The organism is Marivirga atlantica, assembly GCF_016734805.1.
Classification (GTDB): Bacteria; Bacteroidota; Bacteroidia; order Cytophagales; family Cyclobacteriaceae; genus Marivirga; species Marivirga atlantica.
Genome location: NZ_JAERQG010000003.1, coordinates 396,467 through 417,717, shown reverse-complemented (window position 1 = coordinate 417,717; position 21,251 = coordinate 396,467). Strand labels below are relative to the sequence as shown.

Genomic DNA, 21,251 nt, shown 5'->3' with positions numbered 1-21,251 from the left:
ATTTATTTCTAAAATTGCACATTATTATCTTCAAATTTGTTGCCAAAGCTATTTCAGACAATTGTTAAAAACAATTTTGGCAGGTGCTTTCGTTCACTTGTCTTAAGAAGTTTGGTAAATGGTAGAAATTTATGAGAGAGCTCTTTAAAAAGCTTAGGAAATACGAGATAAAGATTAGAAAAGCAGTGAACAACCAGATGCAGGGTGATTTCCATTCTGTATTTAAAGGTTCAGGCTTAGAGTTTGATGATGTAAGGCCTTATCAATATGGTGATGATGTGAGAACCATTGATTGGAATGTATCCGCAAAAGGGCATGGAACTTTTGTGAAAACCTTCAAAGAGGACAAAGAGCAAAGTGTTTATTTTTTGGTTGATGTAAGTGCTTCACAGAATATTGGGGCTACTGGCAAACAAAAGATGGATATCACTAAAGAGATTGCCGGAGTATTAACATTATCTGCTTTAAAGGAAGGAAGTCAGGTTGGACTTATCGCTTTCAGTGATGAGCGTGAGCTTTATATTAAGCAAGGGAAAGGTCAGAACCATGGTTATTATGCCATTAGCCGACTGTTTGATTTAAAGACCAATTCAACTAAAACCAATCTTGAAAAAGCTTTTAGCTATATTCTTGGAATCATTAAAAGGCGAAGTGTAATATTCTTAATTAGTGACTTCGTTGATGAGGGCTATGAACACCATTTAAAGGCATTGGCAAGAAGACATGATTTAATAGTGATTCATGTAAAGGATAAAATGGAAACTAATCTACCCACTTTAGGGATTGTTCCTATTGAAGATAAAGAAACAGGAAAGATTAAATGGGTGAACACCTCTAGCTCAGCATTTAAGAAAAAATTTCAACAGAAAAACAGGAATAACTCCGAAGAACTTCGTGATATCTGTAAACGTAATCAGGCCGATTATGTATTGGTAGATACACAAGAAGATTTTATCCCTAAGCTGATCAAATTATTTACTATCAGAAACTTAAGCACAAAGAAAGCCTAATATGAAAAGAGTTTTATTCTGCTTAATTTTTATTTATTCAAGCATTTTCGCGTATGCTCAACAAATTCAGCCCAAGGCCTTTTTTGTTCAGGATACCATGGCTTTAGCTGAACCGGTTCAATTTTCATTATCGGTAAGATACCCTAGCAGCTTAACCTTACTATTTCCTGATTCAAGCTTCAATTATTATCCTTTTGAATTTAGGAGTAAAAAATTCTTTACTACAGAAACTGATAGCACCACTAGCAAGGATAGTGTAATTTATACCTTAGCTAGTTTTGAATTGGATCAATACCAGAGTTTAAAGCTGCCAATTTTTGTAATTAAAGGAGAGGATAGCATTTCTGTATTGAGTAATGCTGATTCCATAGTTTTTGCTGAGATGATTCCGGTTGTGAGCGATTCCCTGAATGCCAAAGCTAATGCCAACTATGTGGCTGTGGAAAAAGAGTTTAATTACCCTTATTTAATAATAGGATTGATTGTATTAGCGGTAGTCGTTTTAGCAGTTATTATTTTCTTTGGAAAGAGAATAATGCTGAGATGGAAAATCTATCGATTAAAGAAAAAGCATTCGCTTTTTCTGGAGAGCTTCAAAGATTTTAATGATTTAAGCGAAAAATCATCAATTGAGAAAAAGTTAGTGCAGTGGAAAAAACATGCTGAATTTTTAAGTAGGAAACCCTTCTCTAAGCTTACCACAAAAGAAATTAACTTCATGATGAATGAAGATGATCTGTATGTAAATCTTCAAAAAATTGATAGGTCAATTTATTCATCAAGAGGAAAGGAAGAATTGGTTAGCAGTTTTGAATATCTTAGAAATTATGCAACAACCATTTTCGATAACATAGTAAAAGAATTGGAGGATCATGCAAAGCGATAATTGGTTCAGTTTTCATTGGTTTAAGCCGGAAGTTTTACAAGGTTTTGAGTATGAACATCAATGGGTGTTTTATATCATGGCAGCTCTTCCAATCGTTTATTTACTATTCGAATGGATCAAAAGCCGTTTTAGCCCTAAAATACCTGTGGCAACCAGCAAAGTTAAACTGGGTGATGCCTATGTAAGCGTTATCAGGTTTATTCCTTTCATTGTTTTACTTATTAGTTTAACGCTTATGCTATTGGCATTTGCGCGTCCTCAACAAACAAATGAGCGTGTAGAGCAGTGGACTGAAGGGATTGACATTATGCTGGTAATGGATATTTCAGAATCGATGAAGATCCAGGATTTTACCCCTAATAGATTGGAGGCAGCAAAGAATGTAGCTAAGAACTTTATTGAAGGACGTTTCCAGGATAGGATAGGACTGGTAATTTTTAGTGGAGAAGCCTATTCACTCTCCCCATTAACAACAGACTACGATTTGCTTAAAAGCTATATCAACGACATCGATTTTAAAATGATTGAAAGTTCAGGAACAGCCATCGGTAGTGCTTTGGCTGTAGGCACAAATAGGATGAGGGAGTCTGAAACTAAGTCGAAAGTATTGATTTTGCTGAGTGATGGTGATAACAATGCCGGAAATATAGATCCGGAAACGGCTGCCAAATTAGCTAATGCATATGATATTAAGATTTATACCATTGCAGTTGGTAAGGAAGGTAAAGTGCCTTATGGTAAAGATTTTTTCGGCAGAACACGCTACATTGAAAATAGCATGGATGTAAGTGGTTTAAAGCAGATTGCTGAAATAGGAGAGGGGGAATTTTATCGAGCTACGGATAATGAAGCCCTACAAAATGTTTTTGACATTATTGATCAATATGAGAAAGCTGAAATAAAAGAAACGAGGTATAAGGATACTAAAGATTACTATGATGTTTATTTAAAATGGGCACTTGTATTCCTATTGCTTTGGCTATTCTCAAAGTCAACTTTTATAAGTAATATATTGGTTGATTAGTATTTTGAATTCAGGAAATATTCAAGCCCGAGTTGATAGCCTGTTAAGCCTAAGCCGCTTATCATGCCAACACACTGCGAGGTAATTAAGCTTTTGTGTCTAAATTCTTCACGCTTATAAATGTTAGAAATATGTACTTCCAATACAGGCTTACTTATTGAAGCAATAGCATCATGTATGGCTACTGAAGTATGCGTATAGGCTGCTGCATTTAGAATGATGCCATCAAATTTTTCATCAGCGCTGTGTAACTGATCTACTAATTCTCCTTCAATGTTCGATTGAAAATAATGCAGTTCTAGTTGTTGGTATTTATCCTTAAGATCAGCGAAATAATCATCAAAAGATTGATGACCATAAATACTCGGCTCACGCTTACCAAGCCTGTTTAAATTAGGTCCATTAATAATGATTATTCTCATAAGATAAATTAATTTCGTTTATGGCCTGGCAAACATTTCTACAAGAGTTTGAAAATTATATGCATCTTGAAAGATCTCTTTCTGAGAATACAGTTGCTGCCTATTGCCACGATGTTTTAAAGCTAAAACAGTTTTTGGATATCTCCAATCCTAAAGATGATCCGCTTAAGGTAAATATCTCCGATTTACACAACTTTATTGAATACATTAATGAGTTGGGAATGGCTGATTATACACAAGCTCGTATTATTTCAGGCTTAAAAGCATTCTTTAAATATTTAACGTTTGAAGATTTGATAAGTGAAAATCCGGCAGAACAACTAGAAGCCCCTAAATTAGGTCGTAAGCTACCGGATACACTCAGCTTCCCAGAAATAGAACAAGTACTTAATGCGGTTGATTTAAGTGAATCTAACGGAACTAGAGACAGGTGTATGCTGGAAGTACTCTATAGCTCTGGATTAAGAGTGTCAGAGCTGATCAATTTAAGAATATCTAACACCTATTTTGATATAGGCTTCTTAAGAGTGATAGGTAAGGGAAGCAAGGAAAGACTTGTGCCTATAGGACGAAGTGCTCAAAAATTCTTGAAAATTTATTTAAATGAGGTTCGGGTACATGTGGATGTGAAGCCTGAAAGTAGAGATATCGTATTTCTTAACAGGTTTGGTGCTGGCCTCAGCAGAATATCAGTTTTTACCATGGTAAAAAAGCAGGTGGCGCTTGCCGGTATTAAGAAGAAAGTAAGCCCTCATACATTTAGACATTCTTTCGCAACCCATTTGATTGAAGGTGGGGCAGATTTAAGAGCCGTTCAGGAAATGCTTGGCCATGAGTCAATTACTACCACAGAAATTTATACACATCTGGATAGGGATTTCTTAAGCCAAACTTTAAAAGATTTTCATCCAAGAGGATAGTTTTTATCCAATAAAAATATACTTTTAAAGTTCGTTTAAAACCATTAGCATGAATTTTAAGAGATCAACTTTCCTGATATTAATCATTGGCCTGGTGTGTCATTCTTTAACAGCACAAAAGCTTAAAGATAAAATAATAGGCTTCGATTATAAAGCCCCGGCAGAATTAGCAATTCCTGATATTTATAAGTCTTATAAAGTAACCTTAACAGGTGATGTTGCAGCAAACAGGGATGTTGAAAAAAGACTTAATAATGAGAAATTGGATATTCCTGGTTTGAGTGCTGTGGTAGAAGGTGGAGTTGCCGATTTAGAGTTTCAATTAAAGAGTGACAGGTACAAAAAAATATTTGATGAAATAAAAATATCTGGTGAGGGTGCAGATAAAAGGTATTATGTGAAACGGGATTTAGTGATTCCGAAAGTGACTGTTTATGTTATGCAGTTGTCTCCTGAAAAAAAGTTTCTTTATAAAATGGAGTATGAAAGTGATACTGTTATTTTTAAAAGTAAGCAGGTAACTTCTCCCGATGCGCTAAAGGGCTATTATGGTGAACGGAATGTTGAGCCTTCTTTCGATGCTTTTTTGTTCGGAGTATATCGAAATTATCTGAATAAATTCAGAAGACACTTTGATAAGTATTACACAGGTTATCTGTTCTATATAAAGGAGAAGGAAGATATTTATGATGAATATCAGGATATGGTTAAAACCATGTCTAAAGATGTTTGGGATGGAACTATTGATGGTCAATTAACTGAAAAGAAGAAAATTCAAGTCAAAGATTTTATTGCCAAGTCAGAAGCTTTGCAGGACTATATTAAGAAGCAGCAATTTAAAGATGAGGCAGAATTCATTTCGGCTATTCATTCCAATTTGGCCTTGGCAAAATTAACAATCAATGATTTTAATGGCTACTTAGAGCATATAAAGGCTATTACTCAAGAAAATGTAGCCATGAAAGACATATACAAAGAGTTTGCTAATAACTATCAGAATTATACGATTAGGCAGCTTGATACTTTTGATTATAAAAGTTTTTTTGCGGGAAATTGGAAGCTGGTTGATTTACAAGCAAGGTATGCAATGGATATTAATAATGATGGTACTTTAAATAAACACCTTATCGGTACAGAACTTAACGATTGCATACAGAAGGAATCCATGACTTTCAGTGGGCAAAATCTAACTTATCACGGAATGTCTAAAAGAGATTGTCTACCGTCTGATGAACAGTTTTGCTGGAAGTATTATAACAGTAAAAGCCGTATAGGTCAATACTTAGGGCTGGGAGACTTTTACAATGGAAATTGTGATGTTGATAATAAGATGGAGCTTTATTTTGTTAGTAACCTCAAATTAGTTCTAAGTACACAAGCTCATGTTGATCCTGAGTCTGACACAACGGATGATGTATTATTGGTTTTCGAAAAGGAATGATAATTATTGTTAAGGCAGTTCTATTTCTATAAAGCTGCCTTAATACTACAACTTATAAGGTAAAAATTCATCTACATCGCCATTGAATCGATGAACTTCTCTTATAATGGTAGAACTGATGGCTGCATGCTGTGGCGCAGTAATTAAGAATACTGATTCTAAGCCATCATTCAGGTAATGATTTACTTGTGCTATGCTATTTTCATATTCAAAGTCTGTGGTATTACGTAAACCTCTTAGTAAGAAGCCTGCGTCAAGCTCTCTTGCTAATTCAGAAGTAAGCTTGTTGTAAACTAAAACAGATACCCTTGGTTCGTCTTTGAAAGTTTCTTCAAGTTTTTCAACCATTAGGTCAATATCAAAATAACGGTTATGCTTTTTAGAATTATAACCAATAGCGATCACTATTTTATCAAAAAGCTTAAGCCCACGCATAACAATATCATGATGACCTCTTGTAAATGGATCAAATGAACCTGGAAAAATAGCTGTGCGCTCTGACATGATTAGAGATTAAAATAATTTCCATAAACATCAAAATACTGATGCTCAGGAATTTCATCAAATTTGTATCCGAAGTTTAGTCGGGTAGTTCTATTGCCTATTGAAAGACTAGGGAATTTGTTTTTGAGTGCCTTGAAATGGCTGGAGTTATGTTTGATATGTCCCCAAACCTTCAAATTGCAATTATTCTTATCTAATTTAAATTCATTGAGAACAAGGGCTATGTACTTACTGTACTCCTCAAATTTATGAATGACGAAACTGTTAAAGAATAAAAGCTTATCGGCTTCAGTAACACCAATATGCATATAGAACCTATCAATATAAATGCTTACTGTTGCACCCTCAAGATAAGGCTCATTTTTAAGTAAGCTATTTACAAGCATACCACTTTGGTGTGTCACTTTAATTTTGCTATTCACATAAACTGATCTGAGCCATTTAAGCACTGATCGATTATAAGTGAAAATGTTAACAGAATCATTACTGTTAACCTTATAGTAACCTACTGAATCTGTTTTTTCTACTGAGCAATTCATTTTAAGAAGTGCTCGTGCATTTTCTTTAGAGAAATAAGAAAGAGGTACTAAGGCAAACTTTTCACTTTTAAAGCATATTAGTACCTCTTTCCAGAAACCTACCATTAATAGGTGGTGAGTTTCAAACAAAGATTGTAGTTGCTCTGACTTTTCTTCTTCAGAATCCGTAGCATTTAAGATGTAATCTTCCAGTAAAAGAGTTCTGTTTTGTTTGGTATCAATTATACATACCTGTAAATCCCGATCTCCAATTTGTATGATTAAGCAATAGCGCTCAATCTTGTCAATCGTAAACTTATCGTCCTTAACGGATTTTACTTGCTTGAAAGTCTTTTCTTTTACTGCTGTCAAAATATTACTCCCAGTTTCCGGCTGTTGTTACTTCAGTTTTAGATCCTACTCTAAGTGCATCCTCATTATCATCTTCTCTACGCTTAGGGTTAATAGGATTAGGATCGCTCACTTCAAATACATCTACCTTAACTGATCCTTTAACAATTTTGTCAGCAAAAATGTTGAATTTGGTTTGTGTTCCAGGTTTATATGGTAAGTTCTTTAACTGGAAGTTAGGTAAGTCAGCATATAACGAATCATAAACACCTACAGTACCCAAAGTATCAACGTTGATAATAACGCTATCACCACCATAATCTCTAGGTATAATAGTTTCTGAACGCTCAGTTATGTAGAAACTTCCTGAATCAATAAAGTTAATTAATTTATCCCAGTCGCTAGTGTATTGACCGTTTGCTCTTTGGTAAGCAATTAACCCAGAGCGGATTAGCTTTAATTTTTCAATCACTCTTGCTTCTTCCCTTTTAATTTTCTTTTCTCTTTGGATGTCATCTGAAATACTTCTAACAAAAAAGTAAGCGATAACTACCGCGGCAAGGAAAAATACGATCGAAAAAATCTTTGTTTTGCTCATTGTATCTTTATTAAGTCTATTCTGATTTTATTAAGCTGCTATTTTATTGAATTAATCACAAATTTAAAATATCCTTTAAGATTTAAAACCTCTAGAGGTTTATTTATTGCATGAAACATATTGTGCAACCTACTTTTATGTTCATTTTGTAATTCTTTTTCACCGAAAAATGCTAAATCAGTTAAAATTTGTTCGTTACCCATTTCTGGGTCATTTCCTAATTTTAATATACCACCAATTTTCTCTACTTCATAAAAAAGTTCAATAGCATGTATGTGGTTATCCATAAACTCATTAATAAATAGCAGTTCTTTTACTTTTACTTTTAGATGAGTTTCTTCTTTAAACTCTCTTACTAAATTCATTTTTGCATCTGTACCAAACTCTAGACCTCCTCCGGGTGGTGACCATAAGTAATCATCAGACCCTACTCCCATATGTTTTAGTAACAGAATTTTATTGTTCTCTATTAATATACCAACAACTCGTACTCTAACATTGCCTCCAAATTTATCATTAACTGAACTCTTTGCTTTGAGCGACATGGATATGTTTATATTTGCATTGAATTAGATAGAAAGATAAGCAATATAATGAACAATACTGGTACAACTGATTATAAAGAAAGAATAGAGAAATTTCTGGAAAGACAGGAATTTATGAAGCATATTGGCTTTAACTTAAATATAATTGAAGAAGGTAGAACTGAAGGTTGGCTGGATATTAAAGAAATACATAAGCAACAGAAGGGCCTGGTACACGGAGGAGTTACAGCTACGGTGGCTGATATTGTTGCAGGTTTCGCTGCTTATACGCTTGTACCGATGGACTGCCATGTAGTAACTGCAGAAATAAAGATTTCCTATTTTAAGGCAGGTATGGGAGATAAGCTGCATGCAATTGGTTATGTGATAAAACCTGGGAGAAAGGTCAACTTCTGTGAAGCAGAGGTATGGTCTGTAAAAGGTGATGAACGCCATTTAATCGCAAAAGCCACAACCACTATGGCAGTTATCAATCCTTCTGATGTGAATCATAAAATGAATGTGAATGCCTAAGGCATCCGCTATCATAAGATCGAAATTTCCATTTGAGCCTACACAAAGCCAGTTAGGTTTCTTCAACGCACTTGATGTGTTTTTTGAACTAAAGGATGAGGAGAAGCCTACCATGTTACTTAAGGGGTATGCCGGTACCGGTAAAACTACTATAATTAGTGCGCTGGTAAAGTTATTACCTCTCTTTAACTATAAGTATGTTTTAATAGCACCTACAGGACGGTCTGCAAAGGTGATGAGTAATTATGCTAAAAGATTAGCCTTCACCATTCATAAGAAAATATACAAGCAAACTGCGGATGAAGGAAGTGGAAATTTCGCCTTCAAACTTCAAAAAAACTATCACCACAAAACGGTTTTCATTATAGATGAAGCCAGTATGTTGACTAATGAGGCTGGCAGTAATAGGTCAGGTTTACTTACTGATGTTTATAATTATGTATTTCAGAATGAAGGAAATAAAATTCTCTTTGTAGGTGATAATGCTCAGCTTCCTCCAATAGGTCAACTTCAAAGTCCTGCACTTGATGCTTCATTTCTGAAAAGTTTGTATCGCTGTGAAGTTATAGAAACAGAGCTAACTGAGGTTATGCGGCAAGTAGAAGGGTCAGGTATTTTAACCAATGCTACTAGCTTAAGAGATACTTTGGGACATAAAGAATTCCAAATTAAGTTCAACACTAAGTCGTTTAAAGATATATTCAGGATGACGGGTGAGCGATTGGAAGATGGTCTTCGTTATGCTTATGATAAATACGGAATAGAAAATAGTATCATCATTTGCCGTTCGAATAGAATGGCCGTTCAGTATAACGAATATATCAGAAGGCAGATTCATTTCATGGATAGTGAGCTTGAGGCTGGAGATATGCTTATGATCGTGCGAAACAACTACGTTTTTCAAACGGAAGATACTCCGGGTGGTTTTTTGGCAAATGGCGATTTTATGGAGGTACTGAAGGTAGTCAACTTTGAGGATTTATATGGCTTCCGTTTTGCTGATTTAGAGGTGAGGCTGAGTGATTATGACGATCATCCCAATCTACAAGTAAAGGTAATTTTAGACACCTTACATGGAGAAACACCTTCTCTATCATCTGAAGATTACAGGAAGTTATACGAGCAAGTTGCAGAAGATTATATGGATTTAGCAACTATGAAGGAGCAAAAGGAGGCTATCAGGAAAGATCCTTACTTAAATGCTTTGCAGGTTAAGTTCGCATACGCACTTACCTGCCATAAGTCACAAGGCGGGCAGTGGAACGCAGTTTTTGTTGATCAGGGTTATTTAACTGAAGAAATGATTGATAAAGAATACGTGCGCTGGTTGTACACGGCTGTAACAAGAGCTACTGATGAACTCTTTTTAGTAAATTTTAATAATAGATTCTTTTAGAGGAACTATTTTGGCTCGATTTTCGTAAATTCACGAGTCCAGACAAAAAACAAACAAATAAATAATTATGAAAAAGTTAGCATTCTTATTTTTACTATTTATTGGCGTTACCGCTTCATATGCACAAACTGCTGAAAAGAATGATGGTCCGGAAATCACTTTCAATGAAACAACTTTTGATTTCGGAGACATTAAGCAAGGAGATGTTGTTGAGCATATTTTCACTTTTGAAAACACGGGAAATCAGCCGTTAATTATCTCAAATGCAACAACAACTTGTGGTTGTACAGCTTCTGAGTATAAGAGAGGTGAGCCTATCGCTCCAGGTGAATCAAGCCAGATTAAAGTAAAATTTAATAGCCGGGGAAAAATGGGTGCCATCAACAAAGTGGTAACTATTAAATCAAACATTGGTGAGGATAGAAAAATATCTATCAAAACTAACGTACTTCCTTCAGACTCTTAAGAGTTTTGACGAATTGATATTACAAAGCCTTCTCAATGAGAAGGCTTTTTTATTAACTCCTTTCTCTAAAAGGTATTTCTTCACCTTTCTCCAAATATTTTTTTAGACCATTTAATAATTGCGCCCAGCAAAAAGCACTAAATCTGAAATGGTCATTATTTTCTGGCCAGTTTGCATGTTGGAACCTAAGCTTTAATTGATTTGGCTGTTCTATTATTTCGTAGCTGAATGTCGTTAGGTTCCAATCATCATCAGCTTCAGTAATTTTGAAAGCAATATACTTGTTGGGAGTTAAACTTTCTACTTTAGCATACCAATCATAAGGTTCTCCAAAGAAGTAGTTATAAACTTCACCTTCAGCTCTTTTCCCCTTGCAGTTCTTTGGCCACCATTTAACAAGCTCTTCAGGTAGAGAGACAGCATCATAAAGTGCTGATTTAGTGGTGTTAATTAGTAAGTCAAAGTAAATAGTATAACACATAATGTTAATTGTTAAATGACGGGATGGTTAAATCAAACTTAGTACCCTTACCTTCAGCACTTTCAAGCTGAATTTGTCCATTTACTTTTTCGAGACACTCCTTTAAAATGTATAGGCCTATACCTGTACCATTATGGGTGTCTGTACCCCTATAGAACATTTCGTAAATTCTTGCCTGTCTTTCTTTTTTAATACCAATTCCATTATCTCTCACAATAATATGCGCTCCTTTTTGTGAGGTATCAATGTGCACGCGTACTTTATGGTTTTTTGCAAAAGGGTTAATAAATTTAAAGGCGTTCGATAGTAGATTATCCATAATCGTACTAACTCTCATTTTATCTCCTTTGAAGCCTTCATGTTCATTGATTTCTATGATTAACTCTATCTGCTTTTGTTGAATGGTTCCCTGATGTTCCAGCAGAATTTTATCGGTTAACTCTTGAAAATCAATAGGCTCAACTTCAATTGGAAGTCGGCTATTTCTAGAGTAGTTGAGTATTTCTCTTATAAAGCTATCCAGCTTTTGAAGAGTGGCAATACGCAGTTCATCATACTGATGAATCTCATCTATATTATTTGATTTAAGACTGATCTGTGAAAGTCCGATTGCCGATGTGATTGGTGACCTTAAATCATGCGATACGCGATAGACAAAATTGTCGAGCTCTTGATTGGCCTTTTCAAGTTCTCTATTCTTGGCTATTACTTGCTGTTCATTATGTTCTGCTAACTCTTTTGCCTTTCTTAAGTCTTCTTCAATTTCTTTAAAGTCCGTAACATCGAGGTTAATGCCTATAATACCTGCAACTTTACCATTTTCGTAATAAGGAGAAGCAGATGCAATCACATGCCTTGTATTACCATTAGGTTGAAGCACGCGGAATGTTACACGTATTGTGTTTTCTCCCTGGGCGGCTCTATGAGTCGCATTTCTTACTGCCGGATAATCTTCCGGATGAACTTGAGTTTTCCAGTTGCGTTTATCTTTATTAAAGGTCTCTCTACTGATTCCATAAATCTTAAGTACCTCATCATTCCAGAGCATGTCATCGTTAAGTAGGTCAACTCGCCAAACACCTAAATTGGCCGTTTTTATGGCAAGGTCTAATTGATCTTTTAATGACCTAATATTTTCGGAAGCTTTCTTCTGTTCAGTGATATCCAGAATAATTACATCCCACAGTATTTTGTTATTGGGTAGCTGTTGTGGTTGACCTCTTCCCTGTATCCATTTAATTCTACCGTCTGGCATTAATAGCCTGAATTCTTCATCCCAGTATTTGAGTTTATTGCTGGCTTCAAGCATGGAGCTTTTGTAAAATTCATAATCATCAGGATGAATTCTATCTCTGCATTCTTTCAGATCGGTTTTGGTAGTGTTTTTTGGAATCTCAAAAAGGCGAGTCATGCCTTCACTTACGAATAAAATTTCTTCCTCACCAAATTGATCTTGTATATACCTAATGACTAAGCCAGGAATGTTATCCGTAATATTCTGAAACATCGCACGACTCGCCTTCAGATCATTTTCTATTTTCTTACGCTCAGAAATGTCCTGGATGGAACCGTAATGTTTTTGAAGGTGACCATTGCTATCTAATACCACATAACCGGATATTTGGCAGTATGTGGTAGTACCATTTTCAATGTGTTTTACTTCTGCTGAGTACGGACCACCATTTTTTAATGCCTGGTCTCTATTCTCTTTGAGAATAGCATAGGTTTCTTTCGTGATGTTACTAGCTAGCTTTTCATAAGGAATTGGTTCGCCCGTAAATTGCTGTTTGAATATTTTATATATTTCATTAGACCAGTATAGTTGCCCTGATTCAGCTATATATTCCCAACTGCCTATGTTGGCAATCTCTTCTGTACGTTCAAGTATTTCAGTGCGGTGTATGAGGTCAACTTCTTTTAGCTTTCTGTCAGTAATATCTAGAATGATGGTGTCCCAAACCGTTGAGTCTTTATATTTGGTAGGTGTACCTTTTCCTTTAAGCCATTTAAACTTATTTTTGGATGTAGTAATACGCCATTCATATGCCCAGGTAGACTCCTCAGCAGCCGAAGCTCTTAGGGAGGCTTCAAAGCCTTTCTTATCAGCATCGTGTACCTGGTTCCATAAAATCTTCCAATCACGTAGAACTGCATCAGTTTTTACGCCCCAAAAGTTTTCAGCTTGTTCTGAAACATAGATGAATTTGTGGTTACCATCATTTGAAAGTTTAAAACGCACTACAGCACCGGGAACATTGTTGATTATAGTTTGGAAAAACCTATGTTGCTCCTGCATATCGTCACTTGGCTGTTCAAGTGCTTGTTCTGATTTGACTGTTCCCCGTCTGGTCATTAAATATTATCAAACATACTACTGTTAATCAATTTAATCACTTTCAATTAAATAAGGTAGTATTTGATGAAAAAGGATACGGCAGCTGGCTATCTGTATTCAGGATTTTCGAATCCCCATTTATTGCCATTTTGCCAATCTTTATTAGAGTTTCCATAAGCTGGGTAACCTCCCTGATTTTTAAGCGTGTAAGCCAGGTGTAAAAGGTTGTAAGTCATAAAAGTGGTATTTTTATTGGTGAAGTCGGACTGAAAACCTGCCGGAGCATTTAATTTTTCTCCTGCCCATTCTTCATCTCCATAGCTTGGTCCGGGGCCAACCTCTCCAATCCAGCCGCTATCAGCTTGCGGAGGAATAGAGTAGCCCACATGCTGTAACGAATACAAAATTCCCATAGCGCAGTGTTTAACACCGTCTTCATTACCTGTAATGATACATCCGCCTACTTTTCCATAATAAATGTATTGCCCTTTATCATTGGTTTTACCACTCATGGAATATAACCTTTCAATCAACTTCTGCGCTTCGGAAGATTTTTCTCCCAGCCAGATGGGCGTTCCGATGATCAGTATATCGGCAGCTATAATTTTTTCAAACAGCTCAGGCCATTCGTCCTTGTCCCATCCGTGCTCAGTCATATCAGGATAAATCCCAGAGGCTACATCATGGTCAATTAATCTGATTTCATCAACGTGTACATTTTCCTTCTCCATAATGTGTTTACTTAGCTTAAACAACTCAGCTGTATGACTTTTTTGTGGAGATTTTTTGAGCGTACAGTTTACAAAGACAGCTTTAATGTTACTGAAATCCATAGAACGTATTAGTTAGTTGGTATGAAATGTATTTGAGCCAATAAAAATTTGAATTTATTGGTGAAGTATTATTAACCGATATCCACTTGTAACTGTTCAGCTTGTATTAGATCAGAAAAATAACAAGTTTACTAGATAATTCTTTAATGCAACATTGTTGCTATTATTGATTTAGTCCGTTTACTTTGTGTTCTTATGCTCAAACAGATATTACTAATTTTATTACTTTTTCCTTTTGGTGTTAGTGCGCAAAATGATAATTGTGACAGAGTAATTTCTGGTACCATTTATAATCTTTCAACTGATGAACCACTTCCTTTCAGCACAGTGCAAGTTCAAGGCACCTCTAAAGGCGTGGTAAGTGATGAAAATGGGAAATTTATATTGAAAGGACTCTGTGAAGAAGAATTCGACCTAATATTCTCTCATGTAGGTTATAAAAAACTGGTTCACCATCATGATGTTCACCATGAATTACCCACCATTTATATGGCTCCAAATGAGGTGACACTTGAGAGTGTAGTAGTGGAGGCGGAAAGAACTACCGGTGATCTCTCAACAAGTGCTGTGGGTAAGCTAAGTGCCAAGGAATACGAAAGAGAGAGTTCAAGGAGTTTTGGTGATGTGGTTAAGAATATTTCTGGTGTCACAGTTTTACAAACTGGGCAGAATGTGGTGAAGCCTGTAATTCATGGTTTGCACAGTAGTAGAATACTTATCATTAACAATGGAGTGCAACACCAATATCAGAATTGGGGAGCAGACCACGCACCAGAAATAGACCCTTCTCTTTATGATCAGATTAAAGTGATTAAAGGAGCCTCAACTGTACGCTATGGTGCAGGTGCACTCGGAGGGGTTCTGTTAATTGATGCGGATCAGCCAGAACTTTTACAGGATTGGAATGGGAAAGTAGGAACAGATTTTAGCACTAATGGCCGAGCCTTCAATACAGAAGCTAAACTCGAAAAAGGCTATAAGAATTTTGCCTTTACAGGGCAGGCTTCTTACCTAAAACAAGGTGATTTGACGGCTCCAAATTATCAGTTAACAAACACAGGAAAGGAAGAACTTAGCGCATCTCTGGCCGCTCGTTATCATAGAAAAGCTTTTGACTTGAACTTATACCTTTCTCACTTTGAGCAGGAATTAGGCATTTTGAAGGCTTCAGTAAACGGTAATTTGGAAGATTTGGCAAATGCAATGGAAAGTGAAGTTCCGCCTGAAACAAAACCATTCTCGTACGAAATAAATAACCCACGTCAGGTTATATCTCATAACATGGCCAAGCTGCATGGTACCTGGCATGGGGAAGATCAGAAAGTTGAATTGCAATATGCTTATCAGCAAAATAACAGGAAGGAATATGATGTAAGGAGAGGAACTAACAACGAAGTGCCGTCAATTGACTTATCACTTACCAGCCAAACTCTTAATCTCGATTGGAAGCATCCTGAAATATTTAATTTTTTAGGTAGTGCAGGTTTCCAGAGTATTTACAGAAACAATAGGAATATTTTTGGTACCAATACAATTCAGTTTGTACCGAACTATACGAGTTATGAGTTTGGTGCATATTTAATAGAGAGCACTGAGTTGACTCCATCTACTGAACTGGAAATAGGAGGTAGGTTCGATTATTTCTACTCTGACATAATAGGTAGAGACAATTCCAACGATTTGTATTTTAATGAATTAAACTATAGCAGTTTTTCTGCTACGGCAGGCATAAAAAAGCAGATCCAAAAAGGCAGGATATTTAGAGTGAATGTAGGAAATGCTTGGAGGCCGGCAAACGTCTCTGATTTTTATCGATCAGGAAAGCATCAGTCTGTGATAGAGTATGGTCTGTGGAGATATGTTCGAGATAGTGACAATAATTTTGACGATGCTGTCTTGTCTAATGAGGAGAGATACGTGGGTATTGAACAGGCTTTTAAGATTGTTTCAGGCTACGAATTAAAAAATGACAGGTTCAGTGCAGAGCTTACCGCATACGTGAATTACATTCAGAATTATATTTATTCAAAGCCCGGAGGGATTGTTAATACGGTGAGAGGAGCTTTTCCTTTATTTATTTATCAACAGACAGATGCACTATTTGCGGGAGCGGACATCAGCTCAAAAATTCAACATTCAAAACAGTTTAGTTCCGTAATAAGAGCCAATTACGTTTGGGCAAAAGACATCACTAATGATGATTTATTTGTAGACATACCGCCAGCTCATCTTGGTTATGGCATTAATTATACCATTCCGAATTGGGCAGGCTTATCAGGCATTGAGCTGGGCTTACAAGCTAACTACTATGCTGAACAGTTTAATGCACCAAGGGTAATCACAGTAAAAGAGATATTAGCTGCTCAAGAGGCAGATGTCAACTTATTTGCGGAAGATGATAGTAATTTTGATTATTTACCAGCTCCGGATGATTACCTGCTCATGTCATTAAATGCAGCTGCTGATTACAAGAATTTCTCTTTTATGGCAAAAGTGGACAACCTTTTAAATACTGCTTACCGAAGTTATACCAACCGTATGCGGTATTTTGCTGATGAAACAGGAATTAATCTTAGCCTTTCAGTAAAATATAAATTCTAGTACTTGCAACATTGTTGCGTTATTACTATCATTGTAATTCAAACATTAATTAATTACAGCATGAAGAAATTCAATTACTTATTCTTATCAGCATTATTTGTTAGTTCATTAAGTCTAATGAGTTGTGAAGATACTGAAACGCCTGAAGCAGAAAATGAGGAAGAGGTTATTACCGATGTTACTTTAACATTTACTCCTGAAGGTGGAGGAGCAGCAGTTGTAGGTTTTGCAGAAGATGCAGATGGTTCTGGTCCTGGCGGTTTAGAAGTAGCTAATACTATCGCGCTAGCAGCCAACACAACTTATGAATTGGAAATTGACCTATATAACAGTATTGAAGAGGAATCTATTTCTGAAGAAGTAGCTGCTGAAGATGAAGAGCACATGTTCTTTTTTGGTTTTACTGAGGGGCTTTTTACAGATCCTGCAGGTGATGGTAATATAGGTGCAGATGCTAGAGGTGATGCCTTAAATTATCTGGATTCGGATGCAAACAATCAGCCTACAGGTTTACTAACTGAGTGGACAACTGCCGCAAGTGGAAACGGTACTTTTAGAGTAGTATTAAAGCACCAACCTGATATTAAAAGTGAAAATTCATCATCAGTTGATGGGAGTACAGATTTAAATATCAGCTGGGATATTACAGTAAATTAATATAGTAATTGTTTTGGTTAAAGTTCAACTAGCCGGCTAATCACCGGCTTTTTTTATGCCTTACATTCTTTGCAGATGCCATTGATGGTAAAGGTGACCTGATTAACAGTGAGTTCATCAGACACTTTAGGTTGTGGAATTTTAACATCATCGAGGCAAAAAGTATTTTGACATTCATCACAAACGAAATGGGCATGCGTATCTTCATGATGATCACTTGAGCATTCATTGCCACAAAGTGCATATTTTACACCATTGGCATCTTCCGAAGCTTTATGAATGATGCCATTTTCTTCAAAAGAATTAAGGGCCCTGTACACCGTAACCCTGTCATGATTGGCCTTTAAACTATTGATGATTTCACTAGCCCTTAGTCCGAAATCGCTCTCCATAAACTGCTGGATAATTTCTACTCTTATTTGAGTTTTCCTGAGTCCATGGGCGTGTAATAAGTCTCCTACAAGCTTGTCTGTATTCATAAATTGGGCTTTTGTAAGCAACAAAGCAATAACTTAATTAGTACTTAAATCATTCCTTTTATCAAAACAAAAATAAGATTTTCAGGCCTTTTTTCATAATCGATTGTTACCAGTATTGTTTGCAGAGATGGTAGCGGAGTCCTTATCATTTATAAGCTTTAACTATGTGATCTTTATTTAAACCACACCCAAACGTAGAAAAGCGGCAGCATGAATTACTGCGTTTCAGCAGTAAAGGTGTACAAGGTGGTGAGCAAATAGAATTCTAGACTATGTTTAACCAATCAATTATCGATATTTTTTCTAACTCCTTCCAATAATTCCTGGTTCAGTTCTACGGCTTCATCAGAGCTGTGTAGCACTGAGATATCACCAGTAGCTTCTAAAACAACAGCTTTCACCTGGCTATAATCAATTACGTTGGCTTCCCTCAGCTTCGCAATTAATTGGGTTTTTTCTATTCTGGCATATTTTAAGTTTTCGTGTAATATTTCGCCACCATCCATTAGTAACAAGGGCTTATTCGATATTAGTGAACTCAGTTTTTTAAAAGCTCTTTGAAGAAATGAAAATATGAATGTTAACAAAAGAAGGCTTACTATGGCAACAGCACCGTGGACAACACTTGTGCTTGAGGTTAGCGTGGATGATATTATACTGCCAATAGCTACGGTAAAGGCAAAGTCATAAGCGGTGAATTTTGCAAATGACCTGAGCCCTATAATTCTGGTTGCCACAATGATGACAATGAAGATTATAAAACTTGCTGCAGCTGTTTCCCAAAGAGGGTCCGTCATATCATAAATCCATTCCATAGTGATTTTTTTGGCTTGTGAATAACACTTAGTGCGGCATAGTAGCCTCTAGGCCTAATTGATTCTAATAAATGTAGCTTATCTGCCGATGTGATCAAAGTTTCAGGTAAAGAGTGAGAATGGTAGAAGAACACTTCAGATTCTTGGTGGTAGATAAATGAGATGTTTCGCAGGTACTTCCGGGGTAACTAAGAAAGGTTATGCGCTATATTGTATGTTCTGATTAGTTTATTCAAAATAGTTTCTACACATGAATTCTATCGAAGCATATTTACTTCTTATGTCACGAACTACGTCTAAGGCTTTATCTCTGGCTCTTTGATTTCTAAAATATCCAGCTAGACCATAAGAAGCAATGGATAGAATTCCTGCAAAAATTCCCTCCGCAGTTTTCTTGAGTTCGGATTCTTCAATTTCAAATGTTGGAATGTCTCTTACATATGACAATATCTCTTCGTCATCAATATTTTCCATGAGATAAAACTTGATCTCATCACTGTATTTAGAGAATTCTGCTATTTGATCAAGATTTGCTTTATTGGAAATCAGTCTTTCAGCTTGTACTTGAATGTCTTGAATTTGTCTGAGTGGAGATGCCATAGCTTCGAAAAGTTAATTAGTCACAACGGTCAAGAATAAGGGCAGTAGGAGATATTAAGGCGACTACCTTTTGGATTGCAAGATACTTATTTAAAAGGAAAAACGGTTCAGGTTTGCACCTAAACCGCTATTGCTCTTATATAATGTTATGCGTTTGCCTTTTTTATTCAAAATATCAGTTGATTATGAAGTTGTAGCCTAACATAAGATAATAGGGTATTAAAGGAGTGGTTTTGAAGTCCTGAGTTGTTACCATACCAATATTGAGTGTGATATCCGATTTGTTGAAGGAGTAGCCGGTTTGAATGCCATACAGGAAATTTCCTCCTGTAGAAGGTTCATACCAACCGTCTTTTACGTCTGTAAAGATTATTTCTTTGAAGGTTTCGGAATGTTTAAAATACGTGACAATGGCTTTATCAAAACCCACTTCACCTGCCACAAACCATTTCGGTTTGTAATAGCCCAATGTACCCCTTAACTCACTGCCAAAGTTTTGCAATCGTACTAATGGATTTTCATACCTTCGATAGATCCCATTCAAAGCAATACTTCCTTTCATATTGGATTTATTCAGGAGCACAACCTGTCCTCCGATTTTGGTTTTGAAGTCATCCAACAGCTTTTCACCGGAAGGAATTGAAAAATTGCCAGTCAGGACTATGGGTACTTTAGTTTTGAGTTGGTAGGCGTAACCCAAACTATAAGAAACACTGTAATCCCAACCAATACCTGCAGCGATGATATGTTTTGAATCTTCCAGCGCATTCCAATTCACCGTTTGTGAATTTCCTTTTTGGTAAATACAAAATGACATTATTAAGAATATCCAAGTTTTAATTCCCTTCATGTTTTTAGTTTAGTGAGTTTAAATAATCAAGAACCACAGGATAGACCGAATTCCATTTGAAATAAATCATTTCATGCCCGGTATCCTCTATTTGAATAATTTCTGATTTCGGAAAAAATGCCGCTTCTTTTTCGGCAAATCTCAATCTATAGGATTTGTTGTTTTCTCCATATAGAAAGAGGACTTTGGTTTGATATTGATTTAAGTTGGTGGTAAAATCGAAACCTTCATTTTCGGCAATGTCCATAAAGGCTTGCAGGACTGTCGCTCCATTCCTCCAAAAAGCTGAAGGCCCTTCAATACCTTCGTCATTGCCTTCTGCATAGGAAAAACTTGAAGCTATAGCCAACTTGTAATCCAGTATTTCGTGTTCATTTTCACGTCCGGTCAGAAACTGGTCGTAAAACAGGACATCATTTGTGATTTCCGAAAAGAGGTTCAGCTTTCGGCTTGCTTCCCCATACTCATCAAGGAGTTGTTTGTTGAACCCACCCGCTTCAGCGAATATAGCCCCATCAATTCTGTCAGGGTACGCATTGATGTAAGCTGCCGTGAGCATTGCGCCCCATGAATGACCAAAGAGAAAGACCTTTTGAGCGGGAGATGACCTGTAATGTTCAATTACCGCAGTGAGGTCGTCCAAGTAGAGTTGGATAGAATAGTTGTTTTTATCATGCCTTTGTGACAAGCCTGTACCACGCTGGTCATAGAATACTACTTGATAGCCGTCATCTGCCAATTGCTTTACGTTCAGTCCGTTTTGGTAATCTGAACCAGGGCCTCCATGTAGAAAAATAACAAGTGAGCTATCTGGGTTTCCATAGGTTTCAGCATGTAGGGTTGTTCCATTTACTGATATGGAAGGTAAACTGAGGTCTTCTATCACGGTTTTTGGCACTAAGTTTCCTGGTTCATGAATGTCCAGTTCTTTTTCGCAGGACAATAGAATAAATGTCAATCCAATGCCTGCCAGAATTTTTATGTTCATACTTTCAAGTTTTAAGGC

The 21,251-nt window shown here is 36.3% G+C and carries 23 protein-coding genes; 10 read left to right on the top strand and 13 right to left on the bottom strand.

Annotated features, from left to right (window positions below):
- Window positions 1–131: 131 nt before the first annotated feature.
- From JKP34_RS13580 to JKP34_RS13570, 3 genes are read left to right on the top strand one after another with little or no spacing between them, the layout of a single operon-like run.
- Window positions 132–1,010 (top strand): DUF58 domain-containing protein, encoded by an 879-nt coding sequence (locus JKP34_RS13580; RefSeq protein ID WP_201922497.1) that lies wholly within the window; start codon window positions 132–134, stop codon window positions 1,008–1,010.
- A gap of 1 nt (window position 1,011) precedes the next feature.
- Window positions 1,012–1,896 carry a hypothetical protein gene (locus JKP34_RS13575; RefSeq protein ID WP_201922495.1) on the top strand — a complete coding sequence of 295 codons (885 nt, stop codon included), beginning with the start codon at window positions 1,012–1,014 and terminating at the stop codon, window positions 1,894–1,896.
- Entirely contained in the window at window positions 1,883–2,920 is a 1,038-nt protein-coding gene (locus JKP34_RS13570) for a vWA domain-containing protein (protein ID WP_201922493.1), read from the top strand. The genes JKP34_RS13575 and JKP34_RS13570 overlap by 14 nt, the downstream gene beginning before the upstream one ends.
- On the opposite strand, the gene aroQ is transcribed toward JKP34_RS13570, so the two are convergent.
- Window positions 2,917–3,342 (bottom strand): type II 3-dehydroquinate dehydratase, encoded by a 426-nt coding sequence (gene aroQ, locus JKP34_RS13565; RefSeq protein WP_201922492.1) that lies wholly within the window; start codon window positions 3,340–3,342, stop codon window positions 2,917–2,919. The two genes, JKP34_RS13570 and aroQ, sit on opposite strands and share 4 nt — an antisense overlap.
- A gap of 20 nt (window positions 3,343–3,362) precedes the next feature.
- On the opposite strand from aroQ, the gene xerD reads away from it, so the two are divergent.
- Entirely contained in the window at window positions 3,363–4,262 is a 900-nt protein-coding gene (gene xerD / locus JKP34_RS13560) for a site-specific tyrosine recombinase XerD (protein ID WP_201922490.1), read from the top strand.
- A 49-nt stretch (window positions 4,263–4,311) separates the two neighbouring features.
- Window positions 4,312–5,703, top strand: coding sequence for a hypothetical protein (locus JKP34_RS13555; RefSeq protein ID WP_201922488.1), 1,392 nt, complete (start codon window positions 4,312–4,314; stop codon window positions 5,701–5,703).
- A gap of 45 nt (window positions 5,704–5,748) precedes the next feature.
- On the opposite strand, the gene coaD is transcribed toward JKP34_RS13555, so the two are convergent.
- Genes coaD through JKP34_RS13535 form a run of 4 tightly spaced genes read right to left on the bottom strand, consistent with a single transcriptional unit; the run spans window position 5,749 to window position 8,219 of the window.
- Window positions 5,749–6,207 (bottom strand): pantetheine-phosphate adenylyltransferase, encoded by a 459-nt coding sequence (coaD, locus tag JKP34_RS13550; RefSeq protein WP_201922486.1) that lies wholly within the window; start codon window positions 6,205–6,207, stop codon window positions 5,749–5,751.
- 2 nt (window positions 6,208–6,209) lie between these two features.
- A complete protein-coding gene (locus JKP34_RS13545; RefSeq protein ID WP_201922484.1) occupies window positions 6,210–7,097 on the bottom strand; it encodes a DUF3822 family protein in 888 nt (295 codons plus the stop codon).
- A 4-nt stretch (window positions 7,098–7,101) separates the two neighbouring features.
- Complete coding sequence (locus JKP34_RS13540) at window positions 7,102–7,674, bottom strand: hypothetical protein (protein ID WP_201922482.1); 573 nt, start codon at window positions 7,672–7,674, stop codon at window positions 7,102–7,104.
- A 38-nt stretch (window positions 7,675–7,712) separates the two neighbouring features.
- Complete coding sequence (locus JKP34_RS13535) at window positions 7,713–8,219, bottom strand: NUDIX domain-containing protein (protein ID WP_201922481.1); 507 nt, start codon at window positions 8,217–8,219, stop codon at window positions 7,713–7,715.
- A gap of 48 nt (window positions 8,220–8,267) precedes the next feature.
- Here JKP34_RS13535 and JKP34_RS13530 point away from each other — a divergent pair, with 48 nt between their 5' ends.
- The 3 genes from JKP34_RS13530 to JKP34_RS13520 all read left to right on the top strand — a co-directional run bounded on the left by JKP34_RS13530 (window position 8,268) and on the right by JKP34_RS13520 (window position 10,594).
- Complete coding sequence (locus tag JKP34_RS13530; RefSeq protein WP_201922478.1) at window positions 8,268–8,732, top strand: PaaI family thioesterase; 465 nt, start codon at window positions 8,268–8,270, stop codon at window positions 8,730–8,732.
- Window positions 8,725–10,128, top strand: a complete 1,404-nt coding sequence (locus tag JKP34_RS13525; protein ID WP_201922475.1) for an ATP-dependent DNA helicase — start codon at window positions 8,725–8,727, stop codon at window positions 10,126–10,128. Before JKP34_RS13530 ends, JKP34_RS13525 begins: the two co-directional genes overlap by 8 nt.
- Window positions 10,129–10,195: 67 nt before the next feature.
- Window positions 10,196–10,594, top strand: coding sequence for a DUF1573 domain-containing protein (locus tag JKP34_RS13520; protein ID WP_201922471.1), 399 nt, complete (start codon window positions 10,196–10,198; stop codon window positions 10,592–10,594).
- A gap of 52 nt (window positions 10,595–10,646) precedes the next feature.
- Here JKP34_RS13520 and JKP34_RS13515 read toward each other — a convergent pair whose 3' ends face one another.
- The 3 genes from JKP34_RS13515 to JKP34_RS13505 all read right to left on the bottom strand — a co-directional run bounded on the left by JKP34_RS13515 (window position 10,647) and on the right by JKP34_RS13505 (window position 14,243).
- On the bottom strand, window positions 10,647–11,075 hold the full coding sequence (locus tag JKP34_RS13515) for an SRPBCC family protein (protein WP_201922469.1): 429 nt from the start codon (window positions 11,073–11,075) through the stop codon (window positions 10,647–10,649).
- A 4-nt stretch (window positions 11,076–11,079) separates the two neighbouring features.
- Entirely contained in the window at window positions 11,080–13,428 is a 2,349-nt protein-coding gene (locus JKP34_RS13510; protein ID WP_201922467.1) for a PAS domain-containing sensor histidine kinase, read from the bottom strand.
- Between the two features lie 89 nt (window positions 13,429–13,517).
- Window positions 13,518–14,243, bottom strand: coding sequence for a flavodoxin family protein (locus JKP34_RS13505; RefSeq protein ID WP_236665002.1), 726 nt, complete (start codon window positions 14,241–14,243; stop codon window positions 13,518–13,520).
- A gap of 195 nt (window positions 14,244–14,438) precedes the next feature.
- Here JKP34_RS13505 and JKP34_RS13500 point away from each other — a divergent pair, with 195 nt between their 5' ends.
- A complete protein-coding gene (locus JKP34_RS13500) occupies window positions 14,439–16,844 on the top strand; it encodes a TonB-dependent receptor (RefSeq protein WP_201922464.1) in 2,406 nt (801 codons plus the stop codon).
- Window positions 16,845–16,904: 60 nt separating this feature from the next.
- Window positions 16,905–17,501, top strand: a complete 597-nt coding sequence (locus JKP34_RS13495; RefSeq protein WP_201922462.1) for a hypothetical protein — start codon at window positions 16,905–16,907, stop codon at window positions 17,499–17,501.
- A 53-nt stretch (window positions 17,502–17,554) separates the two neighbouring features.
- Here JKP34_RS13495 and JKP34_RS13490 read toward each other — a convergent pair whose 3' ends face one another.
- The 5 genes from JKP34_RS13490 to JKP34_RS13470 form a co-directional block, all read right to left on the bottom strand.
- Complete coding sequence (locus JKP34_RS13490; RefSeq protein ID WP_201922459.1) at window positions 17,555–17,980, bottom strand: Fur family transcriptional regulator; 426 nt, start codon at window positions 17,978–17,980, stop codon at window positions 17,555–17,557.
- A gap of 284 nt (window positions 17,981–18,264) precedes the next feature.
- Window positions 18,265–18,795 (bottom strand): DUF421 domain-containing protein, encoded by a 531-nt coding sequence (locus tag JKP34_RS13485; protein WP_201922455.1) that lies wholly within the window; start codon window positions 18,793–18,795, stop codon window positions 18,265–18,267.
- Window positions 18,796–19,023: 228 nt separating this feature from the next.
- Window positions 19,024–19,395 (bottom strand): hypothetical protein, encoded by a 372-nt coding sequence (locus tag JKP34_RS13480; protein ID WP_201922451.1) that lies wholly within the window; start codon window positions 19,393–19,395, stop codon window positions 19,024–19,026.
- A 175-nt stretch (window positions 19,396–19,570) separates the two neighbouring features.
- Window positions 19,571–20,245, bottom strand: a complete 675-nt coding sequence (locus JKP34_RS13475) for a hypothetical protein (protein WP_201922447.1) — start codon at window positions 20,243–20,245, stop codon at window positions 19,571–19,573.
- Between the two features lie 4 nt (window positions 20,246–20,249).
- Window positions 20,250–21,233 carry an alpha/beta fold hydrolase gene (locus tag JKP34_RS13470; protein WP_201922444.1) on the bottom strand — a complete coding sequence of 328 codons (984 nt, stop codon included), beginning with the start codon at window positions 21,231–21,233 and terminating at the stop codon, window positions 20,250–20,252.
- Between the last annotated feature and the right edge of the window lie 18 nt (window positions 21,234–21,251).

Excerpts from the sequence above, each read along its gene's own strand:
- JKP34_RS13580 (WP_201922497.1), top strand. The coding sequence starts at position 132 with ATGAGAGAGCTCTTTAAAAAGCTTAGGAAATACGAGATAAAGATTAGA.
- JKP34_RS13575 (WP_201922495.1), top strand. The coding sequence starts at position 1,012 with ATGAAAAGAGTTTTATTCTGCTTAATTTTTATTTATTCAAGCATTTTC.
- JKP34_RS13570 (WP_201922493.1), top strand. The coding sequence starts at position 1,883 with ATGCAAAGCGATAATTGGTTCAGTTTTCATTGGTTTAAGCCGGAAGTT.
- aroQ (WP_201922492.1), bottom strand. The coding sequence starts at position 3,342 with ATGAGAATAATCATTATTAATGGACCTAATTTAAACAGGCTTGGTAAG.
- xerD (WP_201922490.1), top strand. The coding sequence starts at position 3,363 with ATGGCCTGGCAAACATTTCTACAAGAGTTTGAAAATTATATGCATCTT.
- JKP34_RS13555 (WP_201922488.1), top strand. The coding sequence starts at position 4,312 with ATGAATTTTAAGAGATCAACTTTCCTGATATTAATCATTGGCCTGGTG.
- coaD (WP_201922486.1), bottom strand. The coding sequence starts at position 6,207 with ATGTCAGAGCGCACAGCTATTTTTCCAGGTTCATTTGATCCATTTACA.
- JKP34_RS13540 (WP_201922482.1), bottom strand. The coding sequence starts at position 7,674 with ATGAGCAAAACAAAGATTTTTTCGATCGTATTTTTCCTTGCCGCGGTA.
- JKP34_RS13535 (WP_201922481.1), bottom strand. The coding sequence starts at position 8,219 with ATGTCGCTCAAAGCAAAGAGTTCAGTTAATGATAAATTTGGAGGCAAT.
- JKP34_RS13530 (WP_201922478.1), top strand. The coding sequence starts at position 8,268 with ATGAACAATACTGGTACAACTGATTATAAAGAAAGAATAGAGAAATTT.
- JKP34_RS13525 (WP_201922475.1), top strand. The coding sequence starts at position 8,725 with ATGCCTAAGGCATCCGCTATCATAAGATCGAAATTTCCATTTGAGCCT.
- JKP34_RS13520 (WP_201922471.1), top strand. The coding sequence starts at position 10,196 with ATGAAAAAGTTAGCATTCTTATTTTTACTATTTATTGGCGTTACCGCT.
- JKP34_RS13515 (WP_201922469.1), bottom strand. The coding sequence starts at position 11,075 with ATGTGTTATACTATTTACTTTGACTTACTAATTAACACCACTAAATCA.
- JKP34_RS13510 (WP_201922467.1), bottom strand. The coding sequence starts at position 13,428 with ATGACCAGACGGGGAACAGTCAAATCAGAACAAGCACTTGAACAGCCA.
- JKP34_RS13505 (WP_236665002.1), bottom strand. The coding sequence starts at position 14,243 with ATGGATTTCAGTAACATTAAAGCTGTCTTTGTAAACTGTACGCTCAAA.
- JKP34_RS13500 (WP_201922464.1), top strand. The coding sequence starts at position 14,439 with ATGCTCAAACAGATATTACTAATTTTATTACTTTTTCCTTTTGGTGTT.
- JKP34_RS13495 (WP_201922462.1), top strand. The coding sequence starts at position 16,905 with ATGAAGAAATTCAATTACTTATTCTTATCAGCATTATTTGTTAGTTCA.
- JKP34_RS13490 (WP_201922459.1), bottom strand. The coding sequence starts at position 17,980 with ATGAATACAGACAAGCTTGTAGGAGACTTATTACACGCCCATGGACTC.
- JKP34_RS13485 (WP_201922455.1), bottom strand. The coding sequence starts at position 18,795 with ATGGAATGGATTTATGATATGACGGACCCTCTTTGGGAAACAGCTGCA.
- JKP34_RS13480 (WP_201922451.1), bottom strand. The coding sequence starts at position 19,395 with ATGGCATCTCCACTCAGACAAATTCAAGACATTCAAGTACAAGCTGAA.
- JKP34_RS13475 (WP_201922447.1), bottom strand. The coding sequence starts at position 20,245 with ATGAAGGGAATTAAAACTTGGATATTCTTAATAATGTCATTTTGTATT.
- JKP34_RS13470 (WP_201922444.1), bottom strand. The coding sequence starts at position 21,233 with ATGAACATAAAAATTCTGGCAGGCATTGGATTGACATTTATTCTATTG.